This is a genomic window from Pectobacterium artocarpous, assembly GCF_046159765.1.
GTDB lineage: Bacteria > Pseudomonadota > Gammaproteobacteria > Enterobacterales > Enterobacteriaceae > Pectobacterium.
Map to the genome: position 1 here is coordinate 190,326 of NZ_JBJXVK010000003.1, position 26,839 is coordinate 217,164.

General features: G+C 49.7%; 25 protein-coding genes and 2 pseudogenes. 13 read left to right on the plus strand and 14 right to left on the minus strand.

Annotated features, from left to right (window positions below; genetic code table 11):
• The first annotated feature begins 21 nt into the window (after window positions 1-21).
• The 4 genes from ACKQAD_RS02935 to ppiA all read left to right on the plus strand — a co-directional run bounded on the left by ACKQAD_RS02935 (window position 22) and on the right by ppiA (window position 3,349).
• Window positions 22-903, plus strand: coding sequence for an ABC transporter permease (locus ACKQAD_RS02935; RefSeq protein WP_409158804.1), 882 nt, complete (start codon window positions 22-24; stop codon window positions 901-903).
• On the plus strand, window positions 875-1,762 hold the full coding sequence (locus tag ACKQAD_RS02940) for an ABC transporter ATP-binding protein (RefSeq protein ID WP_409158772.1): 888 nt from the start codon (window positions 875-877) through the stop codon (window positions 1,760-1,762). Before ACKQAD_RS02935 ends, ACKQAD_RS02940 begins: the two co-directional genes overlap by 29 nt.
• A 44-nt stretch (window positions 1,763-1,806) precedes the next feature.
• Window positions 1,807-2,583 (plus strand): ABC transporter ATP-binding protein, encoded by a 777-nt coding sequence (locus tag ACKQAD_RS02945; RefSeq protein WP_409158805.1) that lies wholly within the window; start codon window positions 1,807-1,809, stop codon window positions 2,581-2,583.
• Window positions 2,584-2,776: 193 nt separating this feature from the next.
• Window positions 2,777-3,349, plus strand: a complete 573-nt coding sequence (gene ppiA, locus ACKQAD_RS02950) for a peptidylprolyl isomerase A (RefSeq protein ID WP_409158773.1) — start codon at window positions 2,777-2,779, stop codon at window positions 3,347-3,349.
• A 76-nt stretch (window positions 3,350-3,425) separates the two neighbouring features.
• On the opposite strand, the gene ACKQAD_RS02955 is transcribed toward ppiA, so the two are convergent.
• From ACKQAD_RS02955 to ACKQAD_RS02975, 5 genes and pseudogenes are all read right to left on the minus strand, one after another.
• The gene (locus tag ACKQAD_RS02955) at window positions 3,426-5,096 is read right to left on the minus strand and encodes a methyl-accepting chemotaxis protein (RefSeq protein WP_409158774.1); all 1,671 of its coding nucleotides are present in this window, start codon (window positions 5,094-5,096) and stop codon (window positions 3,426-3,428) included.
• A gap of 360 nt (window positions 5,097-5,456) precedes the next feature.
• A complete protein-coding gene (gene pelZ, locus ACKQAD_RS02960; RefSeq protein ID WP_409158775.1) occupies window positions 5,457-6,752 on the minus strand; it encodes a pectate lyase PelZ in 1,296 nt (431 codons plus the stop codon).
• Between the two features lie 193 nt (window positions 6,753-6,945).
• Entirely contained in the window at window positions 6,946-8,070 is a 1,125-nt protein-coding gene (gene pelC, locus ACKQAD_RS02965; protein ID WP_409158776.1) for a pectate lyase PelC, read from the minus strand.
• A 685-nt stretch (window positions 8,071-8,755) separates the two neighbouring features.
• Window positions 8,756-9,186 (minus strand): annotated as a pseudogene (locus ACKQAD_RS02970) (pectate lyase family protein); the annotation flags it as partial.
• Window positions 9,187-9,420: 234 nt separating this feature from the next.
• Complete coding sequence (locus ACKQAD_RS02975; protein WP_409158777.1) at window positions 9,421-10,545, minus strand: polysaccharide lyase; 1,125 nt, start codon at window positions 10,543-10,545, stop codon at window positions 9,421-9,423.
• Between the two features lie 864 nt (window positions 10,546-11,409).
• On the opposite strand from ACKQAD_RS02975, the gene ACKQAD_RS02980 reads away from it, so the two are divergent.
• Window positions 11,410-12,600: a tyrosine-type recombinase/integrase gene (locus ACKQAD_RS02980; RefSeq protein WP_409158778.1), complete on the plus strand. Its 1,191-nt coding sequence runs from the start codon at window positions 11,410-11,412 to the stop codon at window positions 12,598-12,600.
• 305 nt (window positions 12,601-12,905) lie between these two features.
• Here the strand turns inward: ACKQAD_RS02980 and ACKQAD_RS02985 are convergent, their stop codons facing one another.
• The 5 genes from ACKQAD_RS02985 to ACKQAD_RS03005 all read right to left on the minus strand — a co-directional run bounded on the left by ACKQAD_RS02985 (window position 12,906) and on the right by ACKQAD_RS03005 (window position 15,845).
• Complete coding sequence (locus ACKQAD_RS02985) at window positions 12,906-13,397, minus strand: toll/interleukin-1 receptor domain-containing protein (RefSeq protein WP_409158779.1); 492 nt, start codon at window positions 13,395-13,397, stop codon at window positions 12,906-12,908.
• Between the two features lie 235 nt (window positions 13,398-13,632).
• Window positions 13,633-14,586, minus strand: a complete 954-nt coding sequence (locus tag ACKQAD_RS02990; RefSeq protein ID WP_409158780.1) for a caspase family protein — start codon at window positions 14,584-14,586, stop codon at window positions 13,633-13,635.
• Window positions 14,587-14,595: 9 nt separating this feature from the next.
• Window positions 14,596-14,970, minus strand: a complete 375-nt coding sequence (locus ACKQAD_RS02995; RefSeq protein ID WP_409158781.1) for a TIR domain-containing protein — start codon at window positions 14,968-14,970, stop codon at window positions 14,596-14,598.
• 208 nt (window positions 14,971-15,178) lie between these two features.
• Window positions 15,179-15,502 (minus strand): helix-turn-helix domain-containing protein, encoded by a 324-nt coding sequence (locus ACKQAD_RS03000; RefSeq protein ID WP_039304754.1) that lies wholly within the window; start codon window positions 15,500-15,502, stop codon window positions 15,179-15,181.
• Window positions 15,486-15,845: a type II toxin-antitoxin system RelE/ParE family toxin gene (locus ACKQAD_RS03005; protein ID WP_409158782.1), complete on the minus strand. Its 360-nt coding sequence runs from the start codon at window positions 15,843-15,845 to the stop codon at window positions 15,486-15,488. The genes ACKQAD_RS03000 and ACKQAD_RS03005 overlap by 17 nt, the downstream gene beginning before the upstream one ends.
• Window positions 15,846-16,864: 1,019 nt before the next feature.
• Between ACKQAD_RS03005 and ACKQAD_RS03010 the strand changes: the two genes are divergently transcribed.
• The 7 genes and pseudogenes from ACKQAD_RS03010 to argD all read left to right on the plus strand — a co-directional run bounded on the left by ACKQAD_RS03010 (window position 16,865) and on the right by argD (window position 22,919).
• Window positions 16,865-17,743 carry an integrase domain-containing protein gene (locus tag ACKQAD_RS03010; protein WP_409158783.1) on the plus strand — a complete coding sequence of 293 codons (879 nt, stop codon included), beginning with the start codon at window positions 16,865-16,867 and terminating at the stop codon, window positions 17,741-17,743.
• Window positions 17,744-17,745: 2 nt separating this feature from the next.
• A complete protein-coding gene (locus ACKQAD_RS03015; RefSeq protein WP_039546869.1) occupies window positions 17,746-17,946 on the plus strand; it encodes a helix-turn-helix transcriptional regulator in 201 nt (66 codons plus the stop codon).
• The gene (locus ACKQAD_RS03020) at window positions 17,943-18,479 is read left to right on the plus strand and encodes an ash family protein (protein ID WP_409158784.1); all 537 of its coding nucleotides are present in this window, start codon (window positions 17,943-17,945) and stop codon (window positions 18,477-18,479) included. Before ACKQAD_RS03015 ends, ACKQAD_RS03020 begins: the two co-directional genes overlap by 4 nt.
• Window positions 18,472-19,356, plus strand: a pseudogene (locus ACKQAD_RS03025) (primase-helicase zinc-binding domain-containing protein); the annotation flags it as partial. The gene ACKQAD_RS03020 and the pseudogene ACKQAD_RS03025, both read left to right, overlap by 8 nt.
• Before the next feature lie 63 nt (window positions 19,357-19,419).
• Window positions 19,420-20,508: a helicase RepA family protein gene (locus ACKQAD_RS03030; RefSeq protein ID WP_409158806.1), complete on the plus strand. Its 1,089-nt coding sequence runs from the start codon at window positions 19,420-19,422 to the stop codon at window positions 20,506-20,508.
• A gap of 489 nt (window positions 20,509-20,997) precedes the next feature.
• Window positions 20,998-21,573 carry an aminodeoxychorismate synthase component II gene (locus ACKQAD_RS03035; protein ID WP_409158785.1) on the plus strand — a complete coding sequence of 192 codons (576 nt, stop codon included), beginning with the start codon at window positions 20,998-21,000 and terminating at the stop codon, window positions 21,571-21,573.
• 119 nt (window positions 21,574-21,692) lie between these two features.
• Window positions 21,693-22,919, plus strand: a complete 1,227-nt coding sequence (gene argD / locus ACKQAD_RS03040) for a bifunctional acetylornithine/succinyldiaminopimelate transaminase (RefSeq protein ID WP_409158807.1) — start codon at window positions 21,693-21,695, stop codon at window positions 22,917-22,919.
• 155 nt (window positions 22,920-23,074) lie between these two features.
• Here the strand turns inward: argD and crp are convergent, their stop codons facing one another.
• Window positions 23,075-23,707 carry a cAMP-activated global transcriptional regulator CRP gene (crp, locus tag ACKQAD_RS03045; RefSeq protein ID WP_004090925.1) on the minus strand — a complete coding sequence of 211 codons (633 nt, stop codon included), beginning with the start codon at window positions 23,705-23,707 and terminating at the stop codon, window positions 23,075-23,077.
• A gap of 372 nt (window positions 23,708-24,079) precedes the next feature.
• On the opposite strand from crp, the gene ACKQAD_RS03050 reads away from it, so the two are divergent.
• Window positions 24,080-24,487: an OsmC family protein gene (locus ACKQAD_RS03050; RefSeq protein ID WP_409158786.1), complete on the plus strand. Its 408-nt coding sequence runs from the start codon at window positions 24,080-24,082 to the stop codon at window positions 24,485-24,487.
• A gap of 40 nt (window positions 24,488-24,527) precedes the next feature.
• Here ACKQAD_RS03050 and ACKQAD_RS03055 read toward each other — a convergent pair whose 3' ends face one another.
• From ACKQAD_RS03055 to ACKQAD_RS03065, 3 genes are all read right to left on the minus strand, one after another.
• Entirely contained in the window at window positions 24,528-25,397 is an 870-nt protein-coding gene (locus tag ACKQAD_RS03055) for a phosphoribulokinase (RefSeq protein WP_409158787.1), read from the minus strand.
• Window positions 25,398-25,522: 125 nt separating this feature from the next.
• Window positions 25,523-25,759, minus strand: coding sequence for a YheU family protein (locus ACKQAD_RS03060; protein WP_409158788.1), 237 nt, complete (start codon window positions 25,757-25,759; stop codon window positions 25,523-25,525).
• Window positions 25,756-26,787 (minus strand): hydrolase, encoded by a 1,032-nt coding sequence (locus tag ACKQAD_RS03065; RefSeq protein WP_409158789.1) that lies wholly within the window; start codon window positions 26,785-26,787, stop codon window positions 25,756-25,758. The genes ACKQAD_RS03060 and ACKQAD_RS03065 overlap by 4 nt, the downstream gene beginning before the upstream one ends.
• Window positions 26,788-26,839 lie beyond the last annotated feature (52 nt).

Here is a 26,839-nt window from a genome sequence, read left to right on the forward strand (position 1 = left end):
CCGGTCGGTCGTGAATCGGTAATGCGGACACCGCCGGAAAAACGCGTGAGCCGCCTGCGGCTACGCGGTGCGCGAATCGGCGGGTTTCTCTTGACGATGATGCGCAATCCGCTTACCGCGATTGGTTCTGCGATTGTGCTGATGTTGATTCTGGTCGCCATTTTCGCCCCGTGGATCGCCACGCACGATCCGCTGGTACAGGATTTGGCTAATGCATTACAGGCGCCGAGTGCGGCGCATTACTTTGGCACCGATGAGTTTGGGCGCGATGTGTTTAGTCGTCTGGTCTATGGTTCACGCATCACGCTGTATATCGTGGCGCTGGTGTCCGTTACCGTCGGGCCTATCGGGCTGCTGCTGGGCGTGGTGGCGGGGTATTACGGCGGGATTGTCGATACCATCCTGATGCGTATCACCGATATCTTCATCTCTTTCCCCAGCTTGGTGTTGGCGCTGGCGTTCGTTGCGGCGCTTGGCCCAGGTTTGGAGCATGTGGTGATCGCGATTACGTTGACGGCCTGGCCGCCGATTGCCCGTCTGGCAAGGGCGGAGACGCTGTCGCTGCGTCACGCGGACTTTGTTTCCGCTGTGAAGCTGCAAGGGGCATCGTCTATCCGCATCCTGTTGCACCACATTGTGCCGCTGTGCCTGCCGTCGGTGATTATCCGTATCACCATGAATATGGCTGGCATCATTCTGACCGCGGCGGGTCTGGGCTTTCTGGGATTGGGGGCGCAGCCGCCCGATCCGGAATGGGGCGCGATGATCTCTGCGGGTCGTCGTTACATGATGGAGTGCTGGTGGTTAGTAACTATTCCGGGGCTGGCGATTTTGATTAACAGCCTGGCGTTCAACTTCCTTGGAGACGGCCTACGTGACATCCTCGATCCCAGAACTGAATAAGTTTTCTCAACGTGCGCCGGGAAGCTCGCCCCTGATGGAAGTGGAGAATCTGCGGGTGAGTTTCGTGAATCGCGGGGCGGTGACCGATGCCGTGCGCGGCGTATCCTTCACGCTGGGCTGTGAAAAGCTGGCGATTGTCGGCGAATCCGGCTCCGGTAAATCGACGGTCGGCCGTGCGCTGTTGCAGCTGCATCCGCACAGCGCGCGGATTACGGCGGACAAACTGCGCTTCGGCGATACCGATCTGCTGAAAGCGGATGAGGCGCGGATGCGTCAGATTCGCGGCAAGCGTATCTCCATGATTATGCAGGATCCAAAATACTCGCTGAACCCAGTAGTGTGCGTCGGCGATCAGATTGCCGAAGCCTATCTGGCACACCATAAGATGTCGCACCGTGAGGCGAAGGAAAAGGTCATGACGATGCTGGACGTGGTGCGTATTCGTCAGCCAGAGCGCGTCTATCATTTGTATCCTCATGAAATCTCGGGCGGGCAGGGGCAGCGCATCATGATTGCGATGATGCTGATTACGGAACCTGAAATCGTGATTGCCGATGAGCCGACCTCGGCGCTGGACGTGTCTGTGCGCTTGCAGGTGCTGGCAATGCTGGACGATCTGGTGAGCGAGCGTGGTCTGGGGCTGATTTTCATTAGTCACGACATCAATCTGGTACGCAGCTTCTGCGATCGGGTGCTGGTGATGTATGCCGGGCGCGTCGTGGAGTCCATTGCCGCCGCCGATCTGGACAACGCGCAGCATCCGTACACGCGTGGGTTGCTGAATTCGCTGCCGGATATCGATCATCGCCGTCCGCGTTTGCCGGTAATGAATCGCGATCCTGCCTGGATCAATGGATAAAGGGGATAATCATGGCAATTGAAGCAATGCGTCAGCGCAAGGCGATGATCGAAGTGAATAACCTGAATCTCTCTTTTGGTCAGGGTAGCACGACGAATCAGGTGTTGTACGACGTGAACCTCACCGTCAACGATGGCGATATCTTTGGTCTGGTGGGGGAATCCGGCTCCGGCAAAACCACCGTGCTAAAGTGTTTGGCTGGGCTGTTTAACCATTGGGAAGGCACGCTGCTGATTGACGGGAAGAAACTGGCGCATCGGATCGATCAGGCGCGCTGTCGTCGGGTGCAGATGGTCTTTCAGGATCCGTATGGCTCGTTGCATCCCCGTCATACGGTGGAATACATTCTGGAGGAACCTTTGTCGATCCACCGTTTTGACGATCGTGACGATCGTATTGATAGCTTGCTGGAGAAAGTTGGATTAGGCACGAACTTCCGCCGCCGCTACCCGCACCAGCTTTCGGGCGGGCAGCGCCAGCGCGTGGCGATTGCCCGTGCGCTGATTCTGGAACCGAGAGTGCTGCTGCTGGATGAGCCTACGTCGGCGCTGGATGTGTCGGTGCAGGCGGAAATTCTCAACCTGCTGATGGAATTGCAGCAGCAGGAAAAGCTGACCTATCTGATGGTGACGCACGATTTGGGCGTAATTTCCCACCTCTGTCATCGAGTGGCAGTGATGCAGTATGGCAAAATACTGGAAACGCTGGAAACTGACGATCTGACCAGTGATGTGCCAAAAGATGCCTATACCTCAATGCTGGTGGATGCGAGTCGTCAGTATAGCCGCGATCTGGCCGTGCGTTCGGAACGCATGGGCTAGGTCAGTATTGTGGTTATCATTGCCATGAGGGTCGAGTGATCGACCCTTTTTTATCTTGATCGCAGGTTTTCGCTCACAGTGGGTTATAGGCAGGCGCTTATACGTAAAAAAAGGTAAATGGGTGGCGCTGAAGAGTGTGGATACTTACAATCATTACGCTTTCTGTAGTCGGCCTCTTCAAAAAGGAATTCTCATGTTCAAACGTACTCTGGTTGCTGCGGCAGCCCTTATTTCACTGACGGCATTTTCTCCCGCCTTTGCGGCTTCCGATACCACCACGCGTGTACTGTTGATGACGTCTGCAGGCAATATCGAACTGTCTTTAGATAATCAAAAGGCACCGGTTTCGGTAAAAAATTTCGTCGAGTACGTTAACAACGGCTTTTACAACGGGACGACATTTCACCGTGTGATCCCTGGCTTTATGGTACAAGGTGGCGGTTTTTCTGGCGAAATGAGCCAAAAAGCGACGAATGCGCCGATCAAAAATGAAGCCGACAACGGCCTGCGCAACCAACGTGGTACGATCGCGATGGCACGTACCTCAGAAAAGGATAGCGCGACCAGCCAGTTCTTTATCAACGTTGCGGACAATGCGTTCCTCGATCACGGCCAGCGTGATTTTGGCTACGCCGTGTTTGGTAAAGTGGTGAAGGGTATGGAAGTGGTAGATAAGATCTCTCAGGTACCCACTAAGAACGTCGGGCCTTACCAGAATGTGCCGACTACGCCTATCGTTATTCAGTCCGCGAAAGTGCTGCCCTGATTGCCGAACTCGCTGATTTCAGCCGCCATGAGACGGCTGAAATCGCGTTTACGGCCAGTACTGCTCACCGTTGAGATTAAAAGGTTTCCCAGTTTTTCTCTTTTTGATCGGCAAGTGCTTTCTGAGATGTCACTGCCGCAACGGTTTTTTTGGCAGGAGAGAGCGCTTTCACCGTTGAAACCTCGTCTGCGGCAGAGAGTTTAAATATCGACACGATTTCCGTCAGGTGGCGTGCTTGTTCTTCCAAAGAAGAAGAGGCTGCTGCTGACTGCTCGACGAGCGCGGCGTTCTGCTGCGTGACATTATCCATCTCCACGACAGCAGCGCCAACCTGAGTAATGCCTTTGCTCTGTTCGCTGGAGGCGGAAGCGATTTCTCCCATAATGTCGGTGACGTTGGTGATGGCCTTCATGATGTTGTTCATCGAATTACCTGCCAGCGTAACCTGTTGCGAGCCGATGGTGACGTTATTTGCCGCCTCGGCGATGAGCCCTTCGATCTCTTTTGCTGCCTGAGCACTCCGCTGCGCCAGATTGCGCACTTCGCTTGCCACGACGGCAAATCCTCTACCCTGTTCTCCGGCGCGTGCGGCTTCCACTGCGGCGTTCAATGCGAGAATATTGGTCTGGAAGGCAATGCTGTTGATTACCGCGGTGATGTCGGAAATTTTCTGCGAACTGCCGGAAATACTGTTCATCGTCTTGATGACGCCGTCCACGATATCGCCGCCTTCATTAGCCGTTTTGGAGGCGTTTTGCGCCAGCATACTGGCCTGACCGGCGTTTTCCGCATTCTGCTTTACCACGGCGCTCAGTTCTTCCATGCTGGCAGCGGTTTGTTCCAGCGCGGAAGCTTGCTCCTCGGTACGTGAGGAGAGGTCCGTATTGCCAGAGGCAATCTCGCCCGCGCTGCGGTAGATCTGTTCGGCGCTAGAGCGAATATTGGACACCGTTTTTACCCAGTTATCTTGCATCTGCTGGACGAATGGAATCAGCTCACCCACGCAGTTTTTCCCGTTCTGTTCAAGATAGGTATGCAATTGCCCAATCGAGAGTACCTGAAGATGTTGTTTGATCAAATCGAGTGGACGGATGACAAACTGTGCCAGGTAACGATCCGTCAGGATAACGATGACTAATCCAGCGACCAATGCGGCAATCAGCATTTTCTGACACCAGCTAACCCAGTCCGCAATGCGGGATTGTGCTTCATCTTTCAGACGACTGATCACAGCGTTGTATTGGTCTATCGCCGCGGTGAAATTCCCCCGCAGGTCGCGATATTGCACGCTGGATAGCTGCTTGAACTCGTCGAAACGTTCAGTCTTTACGGCATCATACATAGGGACGATAGCTTTACTGAACAGTTCATAAGAACTGTTGTAAATGATGTCTACTGTCTTTGGGTCTATATTACCGTGATCAACGACCTGAAATTCTTGCAAACCGGCTCTGAGTTTATCAATGTCGGCAGAGGATGCTTGCAGTTCCTGAATGAATGCTTCTGCGTTGTTTTTCTCTTTGGCTTCTATTGCCCGATCCATCGAGTTCTTGACACGATAATACTGCCCGCTGGCACCGTTAATGATGTCGCCATTATTTTGCTGAACGTTAGTGAGATCAATTTCCGAAGTTAGCTGGGTTAATGAGTAGAGCGCGAATGTCGATACGCCGCCCCAAAGCAGTGAGAATAGAACGAGTATCAGAATCATCATCGTTCTGATTTTGGTATTGCGAATGAAATTCATAATGTAAACCCTGGTAAGGTTATGATTTTTAAGTTCCCGCTTTTAAAAGGGGATTTTTTTGCCTCCATGCTGTTTACCTGAAAATACAGGCTGTCCGAGAACGCGACGAGCCGCTCTAAGTATGTTATCGGCATGTTATATATGGGCTTGAATTGTTTCTAATTACTTATGTATTTCTGCTGATGGAAAGAGGGCCACACATGTGAATGCCGTTCACTTAAGCATGGATTTAGGGGAAACACGGTGATGGGTTCACGCAGGGATGCCTCACACCGTGTTAGCCCCGGTATCTCAATCCTTAAACGATCGGCATTCGCCACAAATGTGGCCTTTTTCGATCGTCACGTATTAACGGCAGCGTTATTCCAGTGCTTTTGCCATCTGCTGTAGCCAGGCATCTACGCCTGTGCTCGGCACGTTCAACTGACGGTAGATCGTTGTTGCAACGGGATAGCCGCCAACCTCTTCCTGGCTGTTCACAAAGCTGCCTTTCCGTTGTTTGAAATTGTCCACGATACGTTTATCGACAGCATCACGATCTTTGGGACGTGCTCCCGCGCTTTGCAGTACCTGATTGGTGACGGCACTGGCGGGTGACGCCGTTAAGCCTGAAGGCCAGATAGGAGTCACTTTAAGTATGGTAATCCCGCTGCCTGACGTTTGCGGAGCAGCTTTGCTCTTGTCATCGTAAGCGAGGTTATCTGACATCCAGACATCGCCGGAGCTGTTGCTACCTACCAGTCCTAAACCGGCTTTGGTATTGGCGCCGTAATGCATCACGTTACCCGCAACGGAAACGCGTGGACTGGCGGGCATGGTTTTCCCTTCCCACTCGCTTTTGACTCCGCCAACGCGAATGCCCCAAATGCCGGGGTTGTAAATCAGGTTATTGACCATGACGCCCGTTGAACCCGTCTTGAACCAGGCGTTACGCTCATTGTTGTGAGCGTACAAGTTGCCCACAATCGCCACATCGGTCACGTTATCGTGAACCAGCGTGCCCATTGAGTGAATGCCTTTGGTGTGGGCCGAGTCGTATAGACCTTCAGCGATGATGTTATTTGAGAGCGTGATACGGTGCGCAGTGCCCTGCGGTCCATCGTAGCGTGGGCCGGAAATAGACAGATTTTCGTCTGTACCCCATGCGAAGCTCGAGTGGTCGATCACGACGTTGTAGGCATCTTTACCGTTGATGGAAACATCGCGTTCAAAGCCGCTTTTTTTGCTTGTACCGGCATCGCCGATGCGAAAACGGATATGCTGCATGAGCACATCATGTGTGCTAATTCCCATTCCGCCGCGAATGATGGTGATACCGGGGGAAGGGGCCGTCTGGCCAGCGATGGTGACAAACGGCTCTGTTAATCTGAGGTCGCTTTTATTCAGATCGATAATCCCGCCAACCTCAAAAACAATAATGCGCGGCCCTTTGGCAGCCAGGGCTTCGCGGAGTGAACCGGCACCGGAAGAGGACAGCGTTGTGACGCGAATAATACGCCCACCGCTACCCGCGACGGTATCGGTCCCGAATCCTTTCAACTCTGGTGCTGCCGGTGTGGCGGCGCTAGCCATCGGTATGCCGACACTGAATACCAATCCAGCACTGAATACGATGCTGGTGCTGAACAGCGCGGCGGACAGAAGAGAACGTTTCATTTCATTTCCTTGAATATTAACGATAAAAATGAGCGAACCTTGATGGCTCGCTCATCTGCGACCGAACAGTAAACCGGCGGGCGTTAAGTAAACCGGCGGGCGTTAAGCTTGCTTGCAAGCTCCTGTTAGCACAGGATAATGAGGGTAGAAGCCTGAAGTTCGCTTATCTACCCTCACGATTTACACGTCGTAACTAGTTGCAACTTGCAGCTGTTAGTACGGCAAGGTTTTTACCTACCCCTGCATAGTTCGCCAGTTTATCCTTCACGCACTGCGGGGAAACGGTAGAGTAGCTATAGGGAACAGAAGGGAACGTACCAGTGCTCTTCCAATCTTCCGCGTTCACGTAGGCTTTGGAGTCCTTATCCCAGGTGATGTTGTATTTCGCGAAGTCGGCTGGACTCATGATGTTGTTATTACGCAGATCCCAGGTACCGAAGTTGGAGCCGTCATAACGTGAGGTCACTGGGTTTTTCGCATTTTCGAACCAGTTACGTTCGATCAGCGCAATCCCTTTCTGGCGCACGTTCAGGCCAGAACTGGTGATGCCAGTGTATAGGTTGTTGTAGGCATGAACCTTACCGCCACGTTGCAGTGGTAAACGAGCGTTAACATCGTCATAAATATTGTGATGATAAGTCAGGTCACGGCCTGTATCGCTGCTGCTGAAGCCGCTCAGCCCCACTTTTTTGATACCGTGAATGTAGTTGTACGACACAGTGACATTGGTTGAGGCTTTCTTGATATCAATCGCGGATTCGAATGTGGTGTCACCGTCTTTTGTTCCTGCGCATTCAAAGTTTTTCGCGAAGATCTCGTTGTGGTCAATCCAGACGTTCGGCGTGTTATCGATACGAATGGCATCGCCGTCCTGCGCGCCGCCCGGCATGTAGCCAAAGCGCATGTTACGTATGACGACATCGGATGATTTGGTCAGCCAGATCCCGAAGTTAGCGGAAGAACCGTTGGTTCCAAGGATGGTAATCCCTTTGGTAAACTCTTTGATTTCCACACCACGTGCATCTTTCTTCCACTGACCGCAGATGTCGTTCTCTGCGGCGTTGATCAGCGCATCTTCATTACCGTTATAGGTGATGACGATCGGATAAGCGCCACCTTTCACTTTCTTACCGTTGGCATCCAGCTTCGCGGCTTCGATGATATCAATGATGTCTTGCATAGAACGTGCAGTTTTTTTCACTGCACCGGCAACGTCACCACCGTCAGTGGTGGCGTAACCGCCCGTATTTGCCGCCATCGTCGATTGGGTCGCAAGTAATAACAGCCCTGCGGCTGCAGAAGGCAGTAGGTATTTCATTAAGGTACACTCCTTGGAATTGAATTTTTTGGGGTATAAATGATCCACATAATCGAGATTATATTGTTTTGGTGTTTCAATAAAAATGAAATCAGGGTTTATTGAAACCCCGATTAAGTGTTATCATAAAAATAAAATAATTCAATATTCCGATATCAAATCTATCGGATGAATAAATAAAAAAATATTGATGTTCAATAAGTTACTATTTTTTATAGTAATATTTTTTTCAATTTTTCTAAAATAATGAATTTTAGTATTTTATGAAAAATAAAATCACATTTTGTTTTATTATTCTTCGGTAGGAGGTGTTTTGATGGCAGTGATAACTGTGATCGATATCAATAAATAAGCGTGTTTTTATTGTCTTAAGGTGTTGAGAAATATTTGATGCCGTTCAAATTATTAATTAACTCTGTATTAATAATTTCTTATCACTAAATCCTCAGTTAAATAATGGTTCTATTGTCTGGCTAGCATAATTAATTAACTGGAAAATAATTAGTCTTGTATTTAGTTGCGGGTTTTTAGAGATGCAATCGTGTTCATGTTTCCATAAAAAACGAGCGAGGCTTAGCGCTCGCTCGGGTAGAAACCGTAGCCCAGTGTGAAGAGACACGGTTGCGGAACAGTTCGACTTATTGCCTCCTGTCATTTATGTATAGCGGAGAAAGCCTGACCGCGTTTATTTACAGTCCGTTGCTGTCAGTACCGCCAGATTCTTTCCTACGCCAGCATAGCTTGCCAGTTTATCCTTCACGCACTGTGCAGAAACCGGGGTGTATTTATAAGAGATGGAAGGGAATTTGCCGGTGCTTTTCCAGTCATCCGCATTGATATGAGGAGAGGAAGGCTTGCCCCAGGTGATTTTGTATTTGGAGAAGTCTGCCGGTTTGTTGATGTTGTTGTTTCGCAACGCCCAGGTACCGAAATTGGAGCTGTCGTTACGTGCGGTGACTGGGTTCAGCGCATTTTCAAACCAGTTGCTTTCAATCAGCGCGATCCCTTTCTGACGAACGTTAAAGCCTGAACCAGACCACCATGCTGTAGCGGCAGACGTGAGTTAACATTGCGATAGATATTGTGATGATAAGTCAGGTTACGACTCGTGTCCGAATAAAAGAATATAAAATCAGTGGGTTATTTTTTAAACTGGCGTTCCTGTACGCGATAGGAAAATATATCTCATTGACCATACCTTATTATTCGCGGAATGATGATGAGCATGAAGCCTGTTGCTGTGAAGGTCGTGTTGGCAATCTTGCTCAGGTTCCCTATAAAAATGAGCGAGCCTAAATGACTCGCTCAGATAGAATCCGGCGCTGAGTGAATGCGCCGGATTTAACGCACTTATTTACAGTTAGCGGCTGTCAGTACTGCCTGGTTTTTACCTACGCCAGCGTAGTTTGCCAGTTTATCCTTCACGCACTGTGCAGAAACCGGAGAGTAGCTATACGAAACCTTAGGGAATTTACCCGTGCTTTTCCAGTCATCCGCATTGATGTGAGCTGAAGAAGGTTTACCCCAGGTGATGTTGTATTTAGCAAAATCAGATGGGCTGGTAATATTGTTGTTACGTAGCTCCCAGGTACCGAAATTGGAAGTATCGTTGCGTGCAGTGACTGGGTTTTTTGCATTTTCGAACCAGTTGCTTTCGATCAGCGCAATCCCTTTCTGACGGACATTCAGGCCTGAATCCGTGATACCGCTATACAAGTTATTGTATGCGTGTACCTGACCACCACGCTGTAGCGGCAGACGTGAGTTAACATCGCTATAAATGTTGTGATGGTAAGTCAGGTTACGACCGGTATCCGTGTTACTCGAACCGCTCAAACCTACCTTTTTCACGCCATGAATGTAGTTGTACGACACTGTGACATTGGTTGATGCTTTTTTGATATCAATCGCGGATTCGAATGTAGTGTCGCCGTCCGGCGTACCTGAACATTCAAAGTTTTTGGCGAAGATCTCGTTGTGATCGATCCAGACGTTCGGCGTGTTATCAATACGGATGGCATCGCCATCCTTTGCGCCTCCCGGCATGTAGCCGAAGCGCATGTTACGTACGACAACGTTGGAAGAGTTAACCATCCAGATGCCGAAGTTAGCGGAAGAACCATTGGTACCGAGGATGGTGATCCCCTTGGTGAACTCTTTGATTTCTACACTGCGTGGATCTTTGCTCCACTGGCCGCAGATGTTAGCTTCGGCTGCTTTGATTAGCGCATCTTCATTACCGTTGTAGGTAATAACGAGCGGGTAGGCTCCACCTTTGACCGCTTTACCGCTTGAGTCTTTTTTCGCAGCCTCAATGATATCGACGATCTCTTGCAGAGAACGCGCAGTCTTTTTCACAGCACCGGAAATGTCGCCGCCGTCCGTGGTGGCATAACCTCCCGTATTTGCCGCCATTGTAGGTTGGGCAGCAAGCAGCAACAGCCCAGTGGCTGCAGAAGGCAGTAGGTATTTCATTGTGTACTCTCCTTGACATAGATTTTTTGGGTATTTATCACTACACACCCTGTGTAATAAATGGCTGTTTCAACAAAAATGAAATAACGCTTGTCGATAAAGCCGAGATAATTGTTAACAGAAAAAACAAACAATACAAGATGGGGCGTTAAATATATTTTTTAAATAAAATGGGACAGCTTAGAGAATTTGTGTATATCTATTTTAAATAGAAATTAATTTCCATTTAATTACTTGTTATTCAATCGTTTGTTTTTTTTAGTTCTTTTTATTTCAATATGGATTCTTTATTTTATACTCATTATTTATGTGTGGTTTATTCATTTGACATGCAACGTGATCGCCGTCAAAAATTAAAAATAAATACCGATTGGAAGGATGGATTCGTAAACTTATCGATCAGTTAAAAAAATTGAATTAATTCATAGGATATTTGGGGGTATTGTTTTTTTGTTAAAAATAATTTCAGGGTAATTGTTTACTATAGATATGAATAATAAATAAGACCTATTAATAAAGGTATTTGTTTCGGGAATAAGTTATTAATTGTTAATGTAATTATTACCATGATAATTTTTTATAAAAACGACGCTTTACTCCTATTTGGTCGTGATAGGAACTAAGTTTCTGGAGCGAATTTCATGTATGGTAGAACGGTTTTTCCGACGAACTGTACAATGACGATGCTGCTAATTATCGATAACTCTCATCGACGTCCACTGGCGTTTGTTACGCTCCACTTCATGGTTTAATTTCATTAAATTACAGTGAATTATCGTTCATTAGTGGATAAAGTAGTCCATTGTTATCCATGAAAATAGCGGGTATCTTTGCGGGTATCGTTTATCTGATACCCGCAATCCTATGCCACTGACTGATGCTAAAATTCGTAGTACCAAATCGACCAGCAAACCGATAAAGCTGGTTGATGGTGGTGGCCTGTATCTGGAGGTTCGTCCATCAGGTTCAAAACTGTGGCGCTACCGATACCGTATTGCAGGAAAAGAAAACGTATTTGCTCTGGGAGAGTATCCAACACTGAGTCTTGCTGAAGCCCGCGCAGAGCATGATAAAGCGAGAGCTTTAGTCAAACAGGCAATCCACCCAGCACATCAACGCCAGTTAGAACGTATGGCAAATCACAGCGCGAATGCGAATACGTTTGAAGCTGTTGCGCGTGAATGGATCGATAAAAAGTCACCAGACTGGACGCCTTACTACTTACGGCAGGTAGAACGCTTCCTCGCTGCCGATGTATTCCCTGCCATTGGCAAGCTGCCGATCAAAAGTGTTAAAGCGGCTCACCTGCTTGAGATCATTAAACGTATTGAAGGGCGAGGGGCGGAGACGGTTGCTTTGCTGGTCAGGCAATGGTCATCTGCAATATTTCGTTACGCCGTAGCAACGCTTCGAGCAGATAACGATCCGGCGGCGGCGCTCAAAGGTGCTGTACGTCGCCCTAAAGTTGAACACCATAAACCCTTGTCTCGTAATGAAATTGTGGATTTCATGCAGGCGCTGAATCGCTATGGTGGCTATCGAACCACGGTGATTGCCTTAGAATTGATGTTGCTGACGTTTGTCAGAACCGTGGAGCTTCGCAAAGCAGAATGGCGGGAATTTGATCTGGATGGTGCCGAGTGGCGAATTCCCGCTGGAAGAATGAAGATGCGAGAAGAGCATATCGTCCCGTTATCAACGCAGGCGATTGTTCTGTTACGAGAACTACAAACATACACTGGCGGACGTGGATGGTTGTTTCCAAATTATCGGAACCCACAGGATTGTATGACGGCGACCACTCTTAACCGTGCGCTTGAGCGTATGGGGTTCAATGGCAAGGACAGCATCGGTTTTTCTGCACACGGCTTTCGCGCTACCGCATCAACTATTTTAAATGAGATGGGATACCGCCCGGATGTGATCGAACGCCAGCTTGCTCATACTGAACGTAACAAGGTTCGGGCAAGTTACAACCGAGCGGAGTATCTGGATGAGCGGCGCAAGATGATGCAAGTGTGGGCGGATTTTGTTGGTAATTTGCGTTGTAAATGATTTCAGTGGGCGACAAAAATTGTCCACGACATGAGAGCTTTTCTAGAAGCATTATACGCCACGTCCGCTTCGCACGGAGCGGACAGGCCCATGATTAACACGTCTGCTATGAGCGAACAGCTGAAGTTCGTGCCCCGGACCCAGAATCACACGGAAATTCTTTTTTTGAATAAAGTCGCATTTTGGGTCAGGGCTAAGTGCTTTGAATTAAAATCTACATAATTATGAAACGTACTACCACATATCCAGTGCCATCCTATGGATAACCATGTAACAGGTAGCAAACCTTGAGCTTATTGGGTGAATTAGTAACCTCTCCGAATTTTTTGCTTAAGGTCGGTGTGGAATGTGTCCGCATTTATTTTATCTACACGACGCATTGCCTCGCTTCCATTGAGAGACTCAAGGGCAATCTGGCGCTTCCCGCTTATTTCGTTCTTGTAAGATTGAATGAACAATTCAATCTCAGTAAGCTTTGTCATCTGGGGCCATTTACTCAGATACTCAGGCAGATCACTAAATGTCGTTCTATACGAGCAAATCCTGCGATTTGTGATTGTGGCCTCACCTATTTCGAATGGAACCCACCAGGACTGTGCCGTTTGACTGGAAACTACCGCAATGAGGTGAGTGCTTTCACTAATTCGCCGAGTTATTACACTAGTTATATCATCAGTGGATTGCGACTCAACATCAAGAACATCAAGATATGTAGAGATACCTTCTTTTGTAAGCCTGTCATTAATCGTCATGGCCTGCACTCGATCAGTGTGGCGGTAACTGATAAAAACTGTCATTAGAAACGTCCTCTAGCTACTAGTTCAAGATAATAAGCACCAAATACTGTAAAGCAGAAGCCAGTTCAGTTAAATGCAGCGAAATATATATGCTCGGCTTCAACTGGTTCAAAAAAGCTATGGAGGTTACACTTATGAAGCCGTGCAAAAAACCTCACCGTGCTTCGGATTAAACAATTCTCCTCCGCCGGCTCATAGGGAAAATGTTTTTTGTTGTCCAACGAAAAATAGAAGGTTAAATCAATCCTTTTTCAATGAGCCGTCGGTAATGCTCGCCTAATACTGTAAGCCTACAGGATTTGTTTTCCATCGCAGCAAAGTACATATGAGGTGCATCCTCAGGAACGAGAAGATTGACGCGATTAAATTGCTGGAGAATTGCAAAAACCTCCGTTTTATCTGGATCAGGACAATCACTTTTCGGTTCGTAAGATGGGTCTAATTGAAATTTAAAGCCGGGCTGTGGGAAGTAATCAACTAACTTCCTCAAATCGGCCAAATCTAATGGAGATTGCACACTTCTTAGTGAGACGAAGCTTTTGACGTTTGTTTTGAATAAAGGTCGTTGATCCCAAGCTCCCAAAGACTGATCAATGTGTGCATAAACACTGCCTGGAGTAATATCACCAATCAAATTTGCAGCAGAACCGTTTAAAGCATCAACTAGCAATGTAGTGAAAATACCAGACCCATTTTCCTCCATCGAGTATTGCTCCTCAGTTGATGCTGTAAGGATGGTCATCCCTTCGGTAAGCTCTGCTGTTGGATCACTTCTATCGTTGCTACCTGCAACACCAGAGTGGCAACTATCCAAAATTATTATTTTGTTTCGCGCTCTGGATTTATTGGCTATGTGTATTAATTCATGGAGTGAAAAACCATCATCACCAGTTTCACAATCACTACCACAAAGAAAACCACCAACACTTTCTATATAACCATGACCGGCGAAATAGAATAAGGCTACATCACTGTCACCTTCAAATAATTGCTCAGTTGCTTGTTTTATTTCTTTTCTGGTTATAGGCTTTGTGGGACCAGTAGCCGTCATCAACTTAACGGAAAAGTTAACTGAGCCATCAGAATGTCGCTCGAGTACACTCTTTACACTGTATGCATCATTAACACACCCAAACAAAGGGGATATTTTATCGTAATGATCAATACCAATAACTAACGCTTTTCTCATTTAATTGCCTCATAAAGAATCGATAAATGATTTAACGCCATCCCATGTCCATACTATTGGAGATAATCCATTTGGCTTGGTTCGATCTTCCTTATAAATCCAAAGAGGTAAAATAGATTTGCCTTCCTCTTTAGCACATTCTATCTCCCACTTCTGCCCAGTTGATGTTAAAGAATCTGAGCTAATCAATGCAATAACACCATCAGATCGTTTAATCCTAGTTCTGACTTTATCTTTCCAACCGCTTTCGTATGCCTCTTTAACAGACATATCAATATATTCAAACTCACATTTTGTATTAAGAGATTGACCTTTTAGAAGGTCTCTCATTCTTTCATCTTCAATAGCAAAGGCAACGAATATAACTTTCTTTGAATCAGCCATGTTTATAAATCCTTCTGCACAAAGTTGGATAACTAACACCGATTTTGAGTCAAGTTTTTATAGCATTTCTAAGCTTATAATGAAAACCACCGTTGATCTACATCTACTGACCTGCTCCCCGGTAGTCAACACTAAGTGTTGTTAACTACTTCCGCTTCTGGCAATAGTAGACCGTCAATCTATCTCCCAAAATAACCAGTCCGATAAATCAAACCAACACCTTCAACCCATGCTTCTGCACCACGGTAAGCAGTTTCAGAGATAACCCGCTAGGGCGTTTAACACCGCTTTCCCATTTCTGCACCGTTGAAACACTGGTGTTCAGGTAGCTTGCGAAAACTGGCTGACTGACGTTTAGCTTTTCACGTAACGCCTTAATCTCAATGGGTTGAAGATCGTCCACACTGTTGAGGCACGCTTTATCAAAGTTGCGCATAGTTTCCTGAGGGATTGCGTCAACGCTGAATAATCCAGAAGCCGCGCTATGGATAGCCTCAAATGCAGGACTCTTGAATTTACTTTTTGCGGTCATGGCAAATCTCCACCAGTTCTTTACTCTTAATCAGTGCCGTAATCCTTTCATCGGTAAGGGCGGCATAGTGCTTCGCTAACTCTCGGAATCCGGCCAGTTCACGATTATCGATGTTCGCCATATCCTGCTTGGCAAATAGGAACGTGTAAAACCAATGTTGTCCACTTTTCGCCAGTATGATGGCGCGATCGCGATTCTGGTTCAGCCGCTTTTTATAAACGCCACCGCCGAGATCGTCAGCTTTTCCTTGCATCGCCGCCTCAATAGCTTCACATAACTCGCTATCCTTGATGGCGTGGGATTTAGCCGCCTTAGTAAACCATTTGGTTTTGAATACACGCATCAGGCCGACATCCTGTAACCTTAACTATAGCACTTAGTGCTAGATTACTCTCTTTTCTGGCAGAGTCAAAGCGCTTGAAGTCTGCAACACTTTGTCGTATTTTTGACCGTGAAACCATGCTGTCGATGACAGCCACCAATGTTTCCAATATCGGGATGATACGAGTGACCTGTGAGAAACGCCTTCGGGTGGTCACATTGCCAAAGTCATAAGGAATAGAGCGTGGTCTGAGACTGACGCCTTCGGGCGACCACACGATACTTTTACTCTTCCATCGCCTGAAAGGAAGGGAGCGTGATTAAGAAGCGCGGTAAATCTGCCATCCTTTGAAAGCAGATGTCGTCAGGTAGTTTGAACGCCGCTACGAGCGTGACGATGAAGGTTCCGTTGAACTTTACTTCAAGCCCAACATTGCCGTGGGCTTACTATACCCAGCCAGATAACGGCTTCCATGCCGTAGGAGACTGGCCGTAGCTGCAACGTTTATCGTTGTGGTGATTTCACTTCATAGGCGGCTTAAACAGCGCTTATTCTCGTAAGTTCGCGTTATCTCGCGACTTCGATTTTACTCGTCTCAATTATTTGCGTCTGCGCGTGTGAACGTGCTGGCTGCGCGTTGCTATGCCTTCAGGCATCTGCTACGCGCCTGCCGGCAACGTCTGCACCGGCGTCACTTTTTCCGTGTCAGCGGATGAAAGTGACGCCGCAGCCGAAGACCCCATCAGCCCCTGAGACATGCACCTCAACTACTGCGTCATGAATCTGACACACCCGTTTGTGCCGGACTGACCGCTTTTTTACAGGAGATTGAACCGATACCGAGGCAGGCTTAACCGCCTGAGAGGAAATCCTGCAACCGCAGGCGGCCGCACCGAGTGCCTAGCCGACACCTCCCAAGACCTCAACTGCTGTCCGCTCTGGCGCACAGGTATCGTTCAAGGCAGGTCAATTGCGATTGTTTCTGCCCTTTCCCATGCGCCAGAGAAAAGCATCCAGTTGAATTATGAGAGGTAAGTTGCATGAGTAAATTAAGTCGTGAAATGACCACGCTGGCGAAACAGGCTGGCGGGAGCTACAAGACGGTTCATGATCGTATCCGCATCATGGGCAGGCTGTGCCGTCACCTGCTGGCGCTGAATATTCAGGTGCGTGACGTTAAGTATCTCAAAGCCAGACATATCGAAAGCTATATCGCCGAGCGCCTGTCACAGCAGATCGCCCTTCGTACCCTGCACAACGAAATGGCGGCACTGCGCACGGTGTTTAAGCAGGGAGGACGGGAAAAGCTTGTCGCTTCTGATCGCCTGACCAACAACGCGCTGGGGCTGAGTGGGGCAAGCCGTGCCGGGACCAAATTAGCTATCCCAGATGAGCGCTATCAGTCCGTTCTGCTTGCAGCGCAACAGCGTGATAAAGGGCTGGCCTGCGCACTTCAGCTTGCCCGGTTGCTGGGGCTGCGTTCTCAGGAAGCAGTGCAATGCGCCAGTTCATTGAAAACGTGGGAAAAGCAGCTTGAGCGCCGTCAACAAACGCTGACTGTGGTGTTTGGCACCAAAGGTGGTAGGCCGCGCGAAACCCGGATTATCGATCGTGAAGCGATTCAACGGGCAGTGAAAGCGGCACTAGAGGTGGCTGAAGCGCATAACGGCAGGCTGATCGATAAACCCGACCTGAAAACCGCCATGAACTTCTGGCGCACGCAGACCACCCGCTTAGGGCTGACCGGCTACTACTCCCCGCACAGCCTGCGCTACGCATGGGCGCAGGATGCCATGCGCTATTACCTGTCACAGGGCTTTTCCCGCAGTGAAGCCAGATCATTAACCTCTATGGATCTCGGCCACGGTGATGGTCGGGGGCGCTATGTCGAGCGGGTTTACACCCGGAAGGAGGATTGAACATGACGGATAACACGTTGATTCGCTTATCGGGTGTGATGAAAAAAACCGGCCTCAGGAAGTCATGGATTTACCTGCTGATGAAGCAGGGGGACTTCCCTCAGACGGTCAAAATCGGCGCTCGCTCGGTAGCGTGGGTGGAAAGTGAGGTGAATGACTGGATCGCGGCACGTATTAGCCAGCGCGGGGAGGCTAAACCATGATGCATTGTTATTTTTTTCTGGCGGGCAATTTACGATATACTGCTGATGCTGCGGCAAAATCCGCAGCCGGAATTGGCGTTCCGAACAAATGTCTGGTGCCTGAATATGCGTGTTATGCGCATTGCTGTTCAGGCACGCATCGAGCCGTACCTGCAATGGTGGCTCGTGCGGGGGCTCCGCAAGGAGCGCCGGTAGCCAGACTGTCCGGTAACGCCAACCCCGTACGGGCTACCACCCTTGAGGTTGGCGTCTCTGGTGGTAGCTGTCTAAGAAGCTACAGTCTGGAGGCTGCCTTATGGCTACGATCCTTCCCTTTCTCTACCCGCAATCTTTCTTTTTTTCTGCGGGGGTACATCATGTATGACCCCACTCCCCTGACGTTAGAAGAACTCGTCGATCACTGTCGGGCGCTGGCCTACGCCATCATTGAACTGGACAACGCGCTCGCGAAAGAGCTGCTGATCTTTATCCTGTGGGAGCGTCTGAACCAGTTGAATGACGCGCTGCAAGCGGAGGTAACTGACGATGAGTAAATTCGTTTCAGATATTACCGCACAGTCGCGCCACCGCTGGCCTGCCATTCTGTCCACGCTGGCTATTCCAGTGCCTTCCGGTGGTAAACACGGCGCTTGTCCTGCCTGCGGCGGCAAAGATCGCTTCCGCTTTGACGACAAGGAAGGACGTGGGACATGGTTTTGCAATCAATGTGGTCATGGTGATGGCCTTGATCTGGTCGCACGGGTGAAAAACTGTGACCTGTCAGATGCCGCAAAACAGGTGGCCGCGCTGACACTCCCTGCCTCAACTCCGCCAGCCAGGGAAAAAGCCGCTGAGCGCCCGGTGTTGGCCGATAAAATCAAGCAGATGCTGACCCATTCAAGGAACGGTGAGAGCGCCTACCTGAAAGCAAAAGGGTTCTCTATCATCCATGCCCGTCTGACCGCACAGCAAAAAATGCGCATCGGCGGCGTGCTGTTTGATGAGGGAAGCTTGCTGCTGAAGCTGCATCGCGTTTCCGGTGAACTGATCGGCGCACAGTTGATCAACGACAACGGAGAAAAACGCCTGCTGCCCGGTTCACAATTGAAAGGCGCTTTCATCGCCGTGCATTACCCGAAAGAGCCGGACACCATCGTGATCACTGAAGGGTACGCCACCGGCCTGACCATCAGCCAGATCACCACGGCAGCGGTGGTCGCGGCGGTGTCGGCCAATAACCTGATAAACGTCGCCCAAGCGCTGCGTGGATGGTATCCCGATGCCACTATTATTCTGGCGGGCGACCATGACCTGCATGCAGACGGCTCAACCAATATCGGTAAGGAACAGGCTGAAAAAGCCGCGCTCGCGGTGGACGGCTGGGTGTCGTTACCGCCCACCACAACGCTCTGTGACTGGGATGATTACCGTCAGCAATATGGGCTTGAAGCCACCAAATCCGCGTTCAACAAACAACGCTATCAGCCCGACACGATGTATACGCCTCTAGTCCGTACTGATTCCGCTACACCAGCCTTCAACACCGCCTTACCCCTGCGCAAAGGCTCTGACGGCTTTGATACGCGGCAGGACTACCTGATTAAAGGCTATCTGCCGAGTTCATCCGTCGCCAGCGCTTACGGTGCCAGCGGTTCGTATAAGTCGTTTCTGGCGGTATCGTGGGGATGCCATATTGCCACCGGCAAACCGTGGGCAGGCAAGCCGGTGACACAGGGCGCAGTGATTTATGTTGTTGGTGAAGGTGGGATTGGCGTTCCCCGCCGTATCCGGGCATGGGAGCAGACGCTTAACGGCGGTAGCCCGATTGATGCGCTGTATCGTGTCGATTGCCCAATTTTTCCGGCCAGTCCGGAGAGCGTACAGCAGGTGATACGTGCCGCCCGCGATGTGAAAGTCGCCTCCGGTATGCCGGTTCGTCTGATTATTCTGGATACGCTTGCCCGCTGTTTTGGCGGTTCGGATGAGAACGCGGCTAAAGATATGGGCGCATTCATTCAGGGATGCGACGCGATTAAAGCAGCGACACAGGCCACGGTGCTGATTATCCATCATTCCGGTAAAGATCAGGACAAAGGAGCACGCGGCTCCAGCGCCTTCCGTGCCGCGCTGGACGTGGAATTTAACGTCAGGCGTGAAGGTGAAGGCGGCGCGTTGATCCTCAGTTGCACCAAGATGAAGGATGCGGAAGAGCCGCCGCGTCGCGCCTATGATCTGAATGCCGTCGATCTGTACGTGGACGATGATGGCGACCAGATCACCTCACTGGTGCTGAACGATGAAGGCCGTGAAGTCAGAGAGGATGAGGCTGCCAGCGATCCCGACTTAGCCGGTATCCCACGGCTGACGGAAAATCATTTTGCACTGTGGCAGGCTATTCGCTCACGCACAGCTAACGGTGAAGGATGCACCCGCTCATTAGTACGAGACGATATGCGGGCAATGGGCTTTGATGTAAACAAGAAGTTTAGCCGCTGGCTGGACAAGCTGGAAAAGGATGGCCTGATCGCCTTTGAGGGGGAACGGATCACGCCGTTATCACAACGGAATAAGGTGGGGGATTAAACGGGGGAAAGTGGGGGCGAACGGATAAGAAGTCTTTCTATCCGGCATTTTCCCCCACTTCCCACGCATATATAGGCGCGAAGTGGGGGAATGATTTAACTCACTAATAAATAATAATTTTTAATCTAGCCATGAAAATCAGGTGGGGGAAGCCGTGATCCCTGAGTAAGTGGGGGGAAGGTGGGGGATGGCTTTCTGTTCCCGATCGAGTGAGTCATGGAAAAATCACCCACATAAGAAAGATGAGCGCCAGCCCCTCCCAAAAAAGGGGCTGGCGCGGTGTAATGTGTCCTGCCGTAGGGGCATCGATATCCTTAGCGTTTTGTGAACGTCAATTTCTTGTCATCCCTTTCATGCCGGAGACAGGTACAATGGCTTTAACCGCTTTATCCCATAAGCATGTATCGAAAAAAATTGCGGGTATTTGTGCGGGTATGGAAAGAAAGATTAAATGATATGTTTATTATTTATCAATAAGTTAAGTAAAATATGCTGCTAATCATCGATAACTACGACTCCTTTACCTACAACCTTTACCAATACTTTTGTGAGCTTGGCGCACAGGTCTTGGTGAAGCGTAATGATGAACTCACACTGCGTGAGATTGAACAGCTTGCGCCTGAGCGATTGGTCATTTCACCGGGCCCTTGTACGCCGGATGAGGCGGGCATTTCATTGGCTGCTATCCGTCACTTTGCCGATAAATTACCGATTCTGGGCGTGTGCCTTGGCCATCAGGCGATGGGGCAGGCGTTCGGCGCGCATGTGGTGCGTGCAAGACAGGTTATGCACGGGAAAACTTCTGCGATTGCGCACAATGATACGGGGATTTTCACGGGACTGGCTCAGCCTTTGACGGTTACCCGTTATCATTCACTCATCATTGATGCTTCCTCGCTACCCGATTGCTTTGAGGTCACGGCCTGGAGCGAACATGAAGGTAAGCATGACGAGATTATGGGAATCCGCCATCGCTCGCTTCCGCTGGAAGGTGTGCAGTTTCATCCAGAAAGCATTCTCAGCCAGCAAGGGCATCAACTTTTGGATAATTTCCTTAAAATTTAGCGAGATAGAAAGTTATTCTCTACAGTAGCCGATTTAATATTGCCTGTAATTGATTTTTTATGCATATTTATTGACTATATTTTCATTTCGACATAATGGACAGCAGAGTGAGGCAGCAAATGGCAGCAGAGCAGAAAGCAGTGACACGGGATACTCACGATAAAGTGATTTTGCCGGTTTATGCACCCGCGAAGTTTGTACCAGTGAAAGGTAAAGGGAGCCGCGTCTGGGATCAAGATGGCCGTGAGTATATCGATTTCTCCGGCGGCATTGCGGTTACGGCACTGGGTCACTGTCATCCTGCGCTGGTGAACGCATTGCAGCAACAGGGTGAAAAGCTGTGGCACACCAGCAATATTTTCACCAACGAACCTGCGCTACGCCTCGCCAGCAAATTGATTGATGCCACTTTTGCCGACCGCGTGTTCTTTGTTAATTCTGGTGCTGAGGCTAACGAAGCCGCTTTCAAACTGGCGCGCCACTATGCGGTTAAACGCCATAGTCCTTATAAAACCAAGATCATCGCTTTCTATAATGCGTTCCATGGCCGCACGCTGTTTACCGTTTCAGTTGGCGGACAGCCTAAATATGCCGATGGTTTCGGGCCTAAGCCTGCGGATATTGTCCATGTTCCTTTCAACGATCTGGCTGCGGTCAAAGCGGTGATGGACGATCACACCAGTGCCGTCGTGCTGGAGCCGATTCAGGGTGAGGGCGGTATTACGCCTGCGACACCTGAATTTTTACAAGGTGTTCGCGATCTGTGCGATCAGCATAAGGCGCTGCTGGTGTTTGATGAAGTGCAGAGCGGAATGGGGCGCACTGGCAAACTATTCAGCTACATGCACTACGGCATTACGCCGGATATTCTCACCACCGCTAAAGCGCTGGGTGGCGGCTTCCCGATTAGTGCGATGCTGACGACGGAAGAAATTGCCTCTGTGATGACGGTCGGGGTACATGGAACCACCTATGGCGGTAACCCGCTGGCCTGTGCGGTGGCGGAAGCTGCGCTGGATATCATCAATACGCCAGAAGTGCTGTCAGGCGTGGCGGATCGGCACGCTCGCTTTGTCAGTGAGCTGGAAAAAATCAACCAACAGTACGGTGTATTTGAACAGGTGCGCGGTATGGGGCTGCTGTTGGGGGCAGAACTGAAATCGCAGTGGCATGGCCGTGCGGGCGAGTTTCTGGCTGCTGCAACGGCTCAGGGCCTGATGGTGTTGATGGCGGGTCCGAACGTCATCCGCTTTGTGCCGTCTTTGATCATTGATGAAGACGACATTGTGCAGGGGATGGAGAAGTTCGCCAAAGCCGTCGCACAGGTTGTTAACGCAGCAAACTGAGTGATGTTCTTAAAAGAGCAGCGATAAAAAACGTAGGGAACGTTTTTCCACGCCGCTTGCGACGGTCTGTAAGGGGGAGCAGGGATGGCACACCATAAAAAAGCGTGAGGCCGAGGCTTCACGCTTTTTTGTTGGTAGGGTAGAGCAACAGGGATTTAGCGAGTGCCGTAAACGACAATTGTCTTACCGTGCGCAGAGATCAGGTTCTGGTCTTCTAACATTTTCAGAATGCGGCCCACGGTTTCACGCGAGCAGCCAACGATTTGCCCAATTTCCTGACGGGTAATTTTTATTTGCATACCATCTGGATGCGTCATGGCATCAGGTTGTTTAGCCAGGTTGAGTAGGGTTTGGGCAATACGGCCAGTTACATCAAGGAAGGCGAGGTTGCCGACTTTCTCTGAGGTAACCTGGAGTCTGCTTGCCATTTGTGCAGACAGACGCATGAGGATATCTGGGTTAACCTGGATTAGCTGGCGGAATTTTTTATAGGAAATTTCAGCCACTTCACAGGCGGTTTTTGCCCGCACCCAAGCGCTGCGTTCCTGACCTTCTTCAAACAGGCCGAGCTCACCAATAAAATCGCCCTGATTGAGGTAGGAAAGAATCATTTCCTTGCCTTCTTCATCTTTGATTAGCACTGCGACAGAGCCTTTCACGATGTAGTAAAGCGTTTCTGCTTTTTCACCTTGGTGAATAAGCGTGCTCTTCGATGGATACTTGTGGATATGACAATGGGAAAGGAACCATTCGAGAGTTGGGTCTGTTTGCGGTTTGCCGAGAACCATTCGCTATCATCCTCTGTTGTAATTCACTGCGCAAATTACAGGGGTCAGAGTTCCCTGTACGGCGTGTTTAACTGCTAAAAAAACAAAATTCAGTCTAGGCAGAATGACGTCAGGGAATATACTGGAACCACTGACCCTTGATTTTCCGGTGCTGCCTTGCCGCACCGTAAACGTGGCTGGGTATATCTGGCTACGTCATCATCTTCTTCGTTTCTGGGTTTGTCCAGAAAAGGTCTATTCTATTTTCGTTTTAACACAGCTTTAAGGATGTGTCTTGTGTTGTCTCGCTTCAGCATGACAAAGCTCTGATTAACGCTGATTTTTGTACAGTAACGGTATAAATTTTCAAAAAATTTTTAGTGGAGAGGCACCATGCAGGCACGGGTAAAATGGGTTGAAGGCTTAACGTTTTTGGGCGAATCCGCGTCAGGACATCAGGTGTTGATGGACGGCAATTCCGGCGATAAAGCGCCCAGCCCGATGGAAATGGTGTTGATGTCTGTGGGGGGATGCAGCGCGATTGATGTGGTTTCGATTCTGCAAAAAGGCCGCAACGATGTAGCGGATTGTGAGGTGAAACTGACGTCAGCGCGCCGGTCTGAAGCGCCGCGTTTATTTACCCATATCAATCTGCATTTTATCGTGACGGGAAAAGGGCTGACCGACAAAATCGTTGAACGCGCTGTAGCCCTGTCGGCGGAAAAATACTGCTCTGTGGCACTGATGCTGGGCAAGGCCGTTGAGGTGACGCATAGTCACGAAATTCGGGTGCTGGCTTAATCTCTTTCTCTGGGCACGACATTGCCGCGCCCAGTTTCGCTTATTCGATGGTTTTCCCTTCCATTAACCGCTGCACCAGCGGTGCCATGATGAGTTCCATCGCTAGCCCCATTTTCCCGCCGGGAACGACCAACGTATTGATGTGGGAGATAAATGATCCCTGCAACATGGCGAGCAGATAGGGGTAATCAATATTATCCAGGCCCTGAAAATGAATAACGACAAAGCTCTCGTCCAGCGACGGAATCGACTTGGCGGCGAACGGATTGGAGGTGTCCACGGTGGGCACGCGCTGGAAGTTGATGTGTGTGCGAGAGAACTGCGGCGTAATATAGGTGATGTAGTCTTCCATGGATCGCACGACGGAATCCATTACCGCTTCACGCGAGTGACCGCGCTCATTGACGTCGCGTATCAGCTTTTGGATCCATTCCAGATTGACGATCGGCACCACGCCGACGAGCAAATCGACATGCTGTGCTACGTCGTTTTGTTCGGTAACCACGCCACCGTGTAGCCCTTCATAAAACAGGATATCGGTGGGTTCCGGCATCCGCTCCCACGGCGTGAAGGTTCCGGGAACTTGATTGTACGGAATGGCTTCATCGTAGGTATGAAGATATTTACGCGTTTGGCCACGACCGTGCAGACCATATTCGATAAACGACTGTTCCAGCAGGCTGAAGTCATTCGCTTCCGGGCCGAAATAGCTGATATGGCGGCCTAAATCACGTGCTTTGCGAATGGCCATATCCATTTCCGGGCGGGTATAGCGGTGAAAACTGTCCCCTTCCAACTGGGCGGCGCGCAGATTAAGTTGCTGGAAAATCTTACGGAAAGCCAGACTGGTTGTCGTTGTTCCTGCCCCGCTAGAGCCGGTAACCGCAATAATCGGATGCTGATGTGACATAAGGCGCGTAACTCCGTGATCGCGATACACGCATCGGCTGAGAGCCTGCGCGCATCCTCAAAAATGACGTAAGTTTTTATCATTGTTAGCATGTTTGGCGCATTCTTTCACGCCTTTCGGCATACTCAATAAGGGGCATGGCCTCCTGCATTGAGCTGGCTGCGCGGCATAATATTGAGGGTTTCATGTAGTTCGGACCACACCAAAACGACCTGGCCAGATTTGAGCTGGAGGCGGATATCTTCCACTTTCTGCGCCAATGAGCGCTCCTGTTCGCCATAATCGGTACCTTCCCGCAGGACGAAAGATTCGATGATGTTATCCAGCGTTTCTGGATCGAGCTGTTGCCAGGGAATAATCACGCGATTCCTCCTGAATAAAAAGTTCCTGAGTGAAAGGTTCCTGAAGAATCGGTGGCGTGGTCCAAAAACGGGCTAAGCCAGTTGGGAATGCGCTGTTCCAGCCACATTTCCGGTTTCAGCAACGTTCCACAGACGAAGCCGACATGCCCGCCGTGTTCTGTTAGCTGATATTCAATATTTGACGGTAACTGCGACTGGTCGGGAATCACCTCTGACGTCATGAAAGGATCGTCCTTCGCATGGATGATGAGCAGCGGTTTACGTATCTGAGGCAGCAGCGGCAGGGCGCTACAGCGTCGATAGTAATCGGCGGCATCGCGGAAGCCGTGGATACGTGATGTAATAACGTCATCAAACTCTCGCAACTGGCGAATTCGCTTCAACTGCGGCAACTGAATTGGCAGCGTATCCGGGTAGGCTGCCAGCTTGCGGCCGGCGTTTTGCTTCAGCAGTCGCAGCAGGTAGTGCTGGTAGACGCGGGAGAAGCCTTGTTCCATCCGACGGCTACAGGGTTCGAGCATTAATGGTGCAGAAACAATGACGGCAGCGGATAGGGAGCAAGCTTCGCCTTGCTGGGCGAGCAGGTAAGCCAGCATGTTGCCGCCGAGAGACACGCCGATGGCAGCGGTAGGCACCACGCCCAGTGTCTCTTGCATCCAGTGCAGAAAATAGCTGGCATCGCTGGTTTCAGCGGAGTGATAAATACGCTTCATCCTGTTGGGCTTACCGCTGCATCCGCGAAAATGCATGATGACGGCGAGCCAGCCATGCTGTTTACAGGCATGCAGCAGGCCGTGGGCATAGGGGCTATGAAAGTTGCCTTCCAACCCGTGAAACAGCACGATGCGCGGTTTGTGCCGCGCCTGCTCGGGCGTTTCACTCCACGCCAGATCGACGAAATCGCCGTCGGGTAATTCGAGCGATTGCCAGACGGGTGAAAACTGTACGCGACGGCGAATCAGACGCGGGAGTAGCGTTTGCAGATGCGGGTTATGGGCACCGCTCAGCGGATGAAAATGGTCATACATAAAGGATATGGAAATCTTATTGTCGGCTCTTGTACGATCAATATCACACTGT

Coding starts and splice junctions, on each gene's coding strand:
- ACKQAD_RS03065 (WP_409158789.1), bottom strand. CDS start 26,787: ATGTATGACCATTTTCATCCGCTGAGCGGTGCCCATAACCCGCATCTG.
- ACKQAD_RS03005 (WP_409158782.1), bottom strand. CDS start 15,845: ATGCGTGTATTCAAAACCAAATGGTTTACTAAGGCGGCTAAATCCCAC.
- ACKQAD_RS02995 (WP_409158781.1), bottom strand. CDS start 14,970: ATGGCTGATTCAAAGAAAGTTATATTCGTTGCCTTTGCTATTGAAGAT.
- pelZ (WP_409158775.1), bottom strand. CDS start 6,752: ATGAAACGTTCTCTTCTGTCCGCCGCGCTGTTCAGCACCAGCATCGTA.
- argD (WP_409158807.1), top strand. CDS start 21,693: ATGGCAGCAGAGCAGAAAGCAGTGACACGGGATACTCACGATAAAGTG.
- ACKQAD_RS03020 (WP_409158784.1), top strand. CDS start 17,943: ATGATGCATTGTTATTTTTTTCTGGCGGGCAATTTACGATATACTGCT.
- ACKQAD_RS03035 (WP_409158785.1), top strand. CDS start 20,998: ATGCTGCTAATCATCGATAACTACGACTCCTTTACCTACAACCTTTAC.
- ACKQAD_RS03010 (WP_409158783.1), top strand. CDS start 16,865: ATGAGTAAATTAAGTCGTGAAATGACCACGCTGGCGAAACAGGCTGGC.
- pelC (WP_409158776.1), bottom strand. CDS start 8,070: ATGAAATACCTACTGCCTTCTGCAGCCGCAGGGCTGTTATTACTTGCG.
- ACKQAD_RS02980 (WP_409158778.1), top strand. CDS start 11,410: ATGCCACTGACTGATGCTAAAATTCGTAGTACCAAATCGACCAGCAAA.
- ACKQAD_RS03000 (WP_039304754.1), bottom strand. CDS start 15,502: ATGACCGCAAAAAGTAAATTCAAGAGTCCTGCATTTGAGGCTATCCAT.
- ppiA (WP_409158773.1), top strand. CDS start 2,777: ATGTTCAAACGTACTCTGGTTGCTGCGGCAGCCCTTATTTCACTGACG.
- ACKQAD_RS03030 (WP_409158806.1), top strand. CDS start 19,420: ATGTATACGCCTCTAGTCCGTACTGATTCCGCTACACCAGCCTTCAAC.
- ACKQAD_RS02990 (WP_409158780.1), bottom strand. CDS start 14,586: ATGAGAAAAGCGTTAGTTATTGGTATTGATCATTACGATAAAATATCC.
- ACKQAD_RS02985 (WP_409158779.1), bottom strand. CDS start 13,397: ATGACAGTTTTTATCAGTTACCGCCACACTGATCGAGTGCAGGCCATG.
- ACKQAD_RS02935 (WP_409158804.1), top strand. CDS start 22: ATGCGGACACCGCCGGAAAAACGCGTGAGCCGCCTGCGGCTACGCGGT.
- ACKQAD_RS03055 (WP_409158787.1), bottom strand. CDS start 25,397: ATGTCACATCAGCATCCGATTATTGCGGTTACCGGCTCTAGCGGGGCA.
- crp (WP_004090925.1), bottom strand. CDS start 23,707: ATGGTTCTCGGCAAACCGCAAACAGACCCAACTCTCGAATGGTTCCTT.
- ACKQAD_RS02945 (WP_409158805.1), top strand. CDS start 1,807: ATGATCGAAGTGAATAACCTGAATCTCTCTTTTGGTCAGGGTAGCACG.
- ACKQAD_RS03015 (WP_039546869.1), top strand. CDS start 17,746: ATGACGGATAACACGTTGATTCGCTTATCGGGTGTGATGAAAAAAACC.
- ACKQAD_RS03050 (WP_409158786.1), top strand. CDS start 24,080: ATGCAGGCACGGGTAAAATGGGTTGAAGGCTTAACGTTTTTGGGCGAA.
- ACKQAD_RS02955 (WP_409158774.1), bottom strand. CDS start 5,096: ATGAATTTCATTCGCAATACCAAAATCAGAACGATGATGATTCTGATA.
- ACKQAD_RS02975 (WP_409158777.1), bottom strand. CDS start 10,545: ATGAAATACCTACTGCCTTCTGCAGCCACTGGGCTGTTGCTGCTTGCT.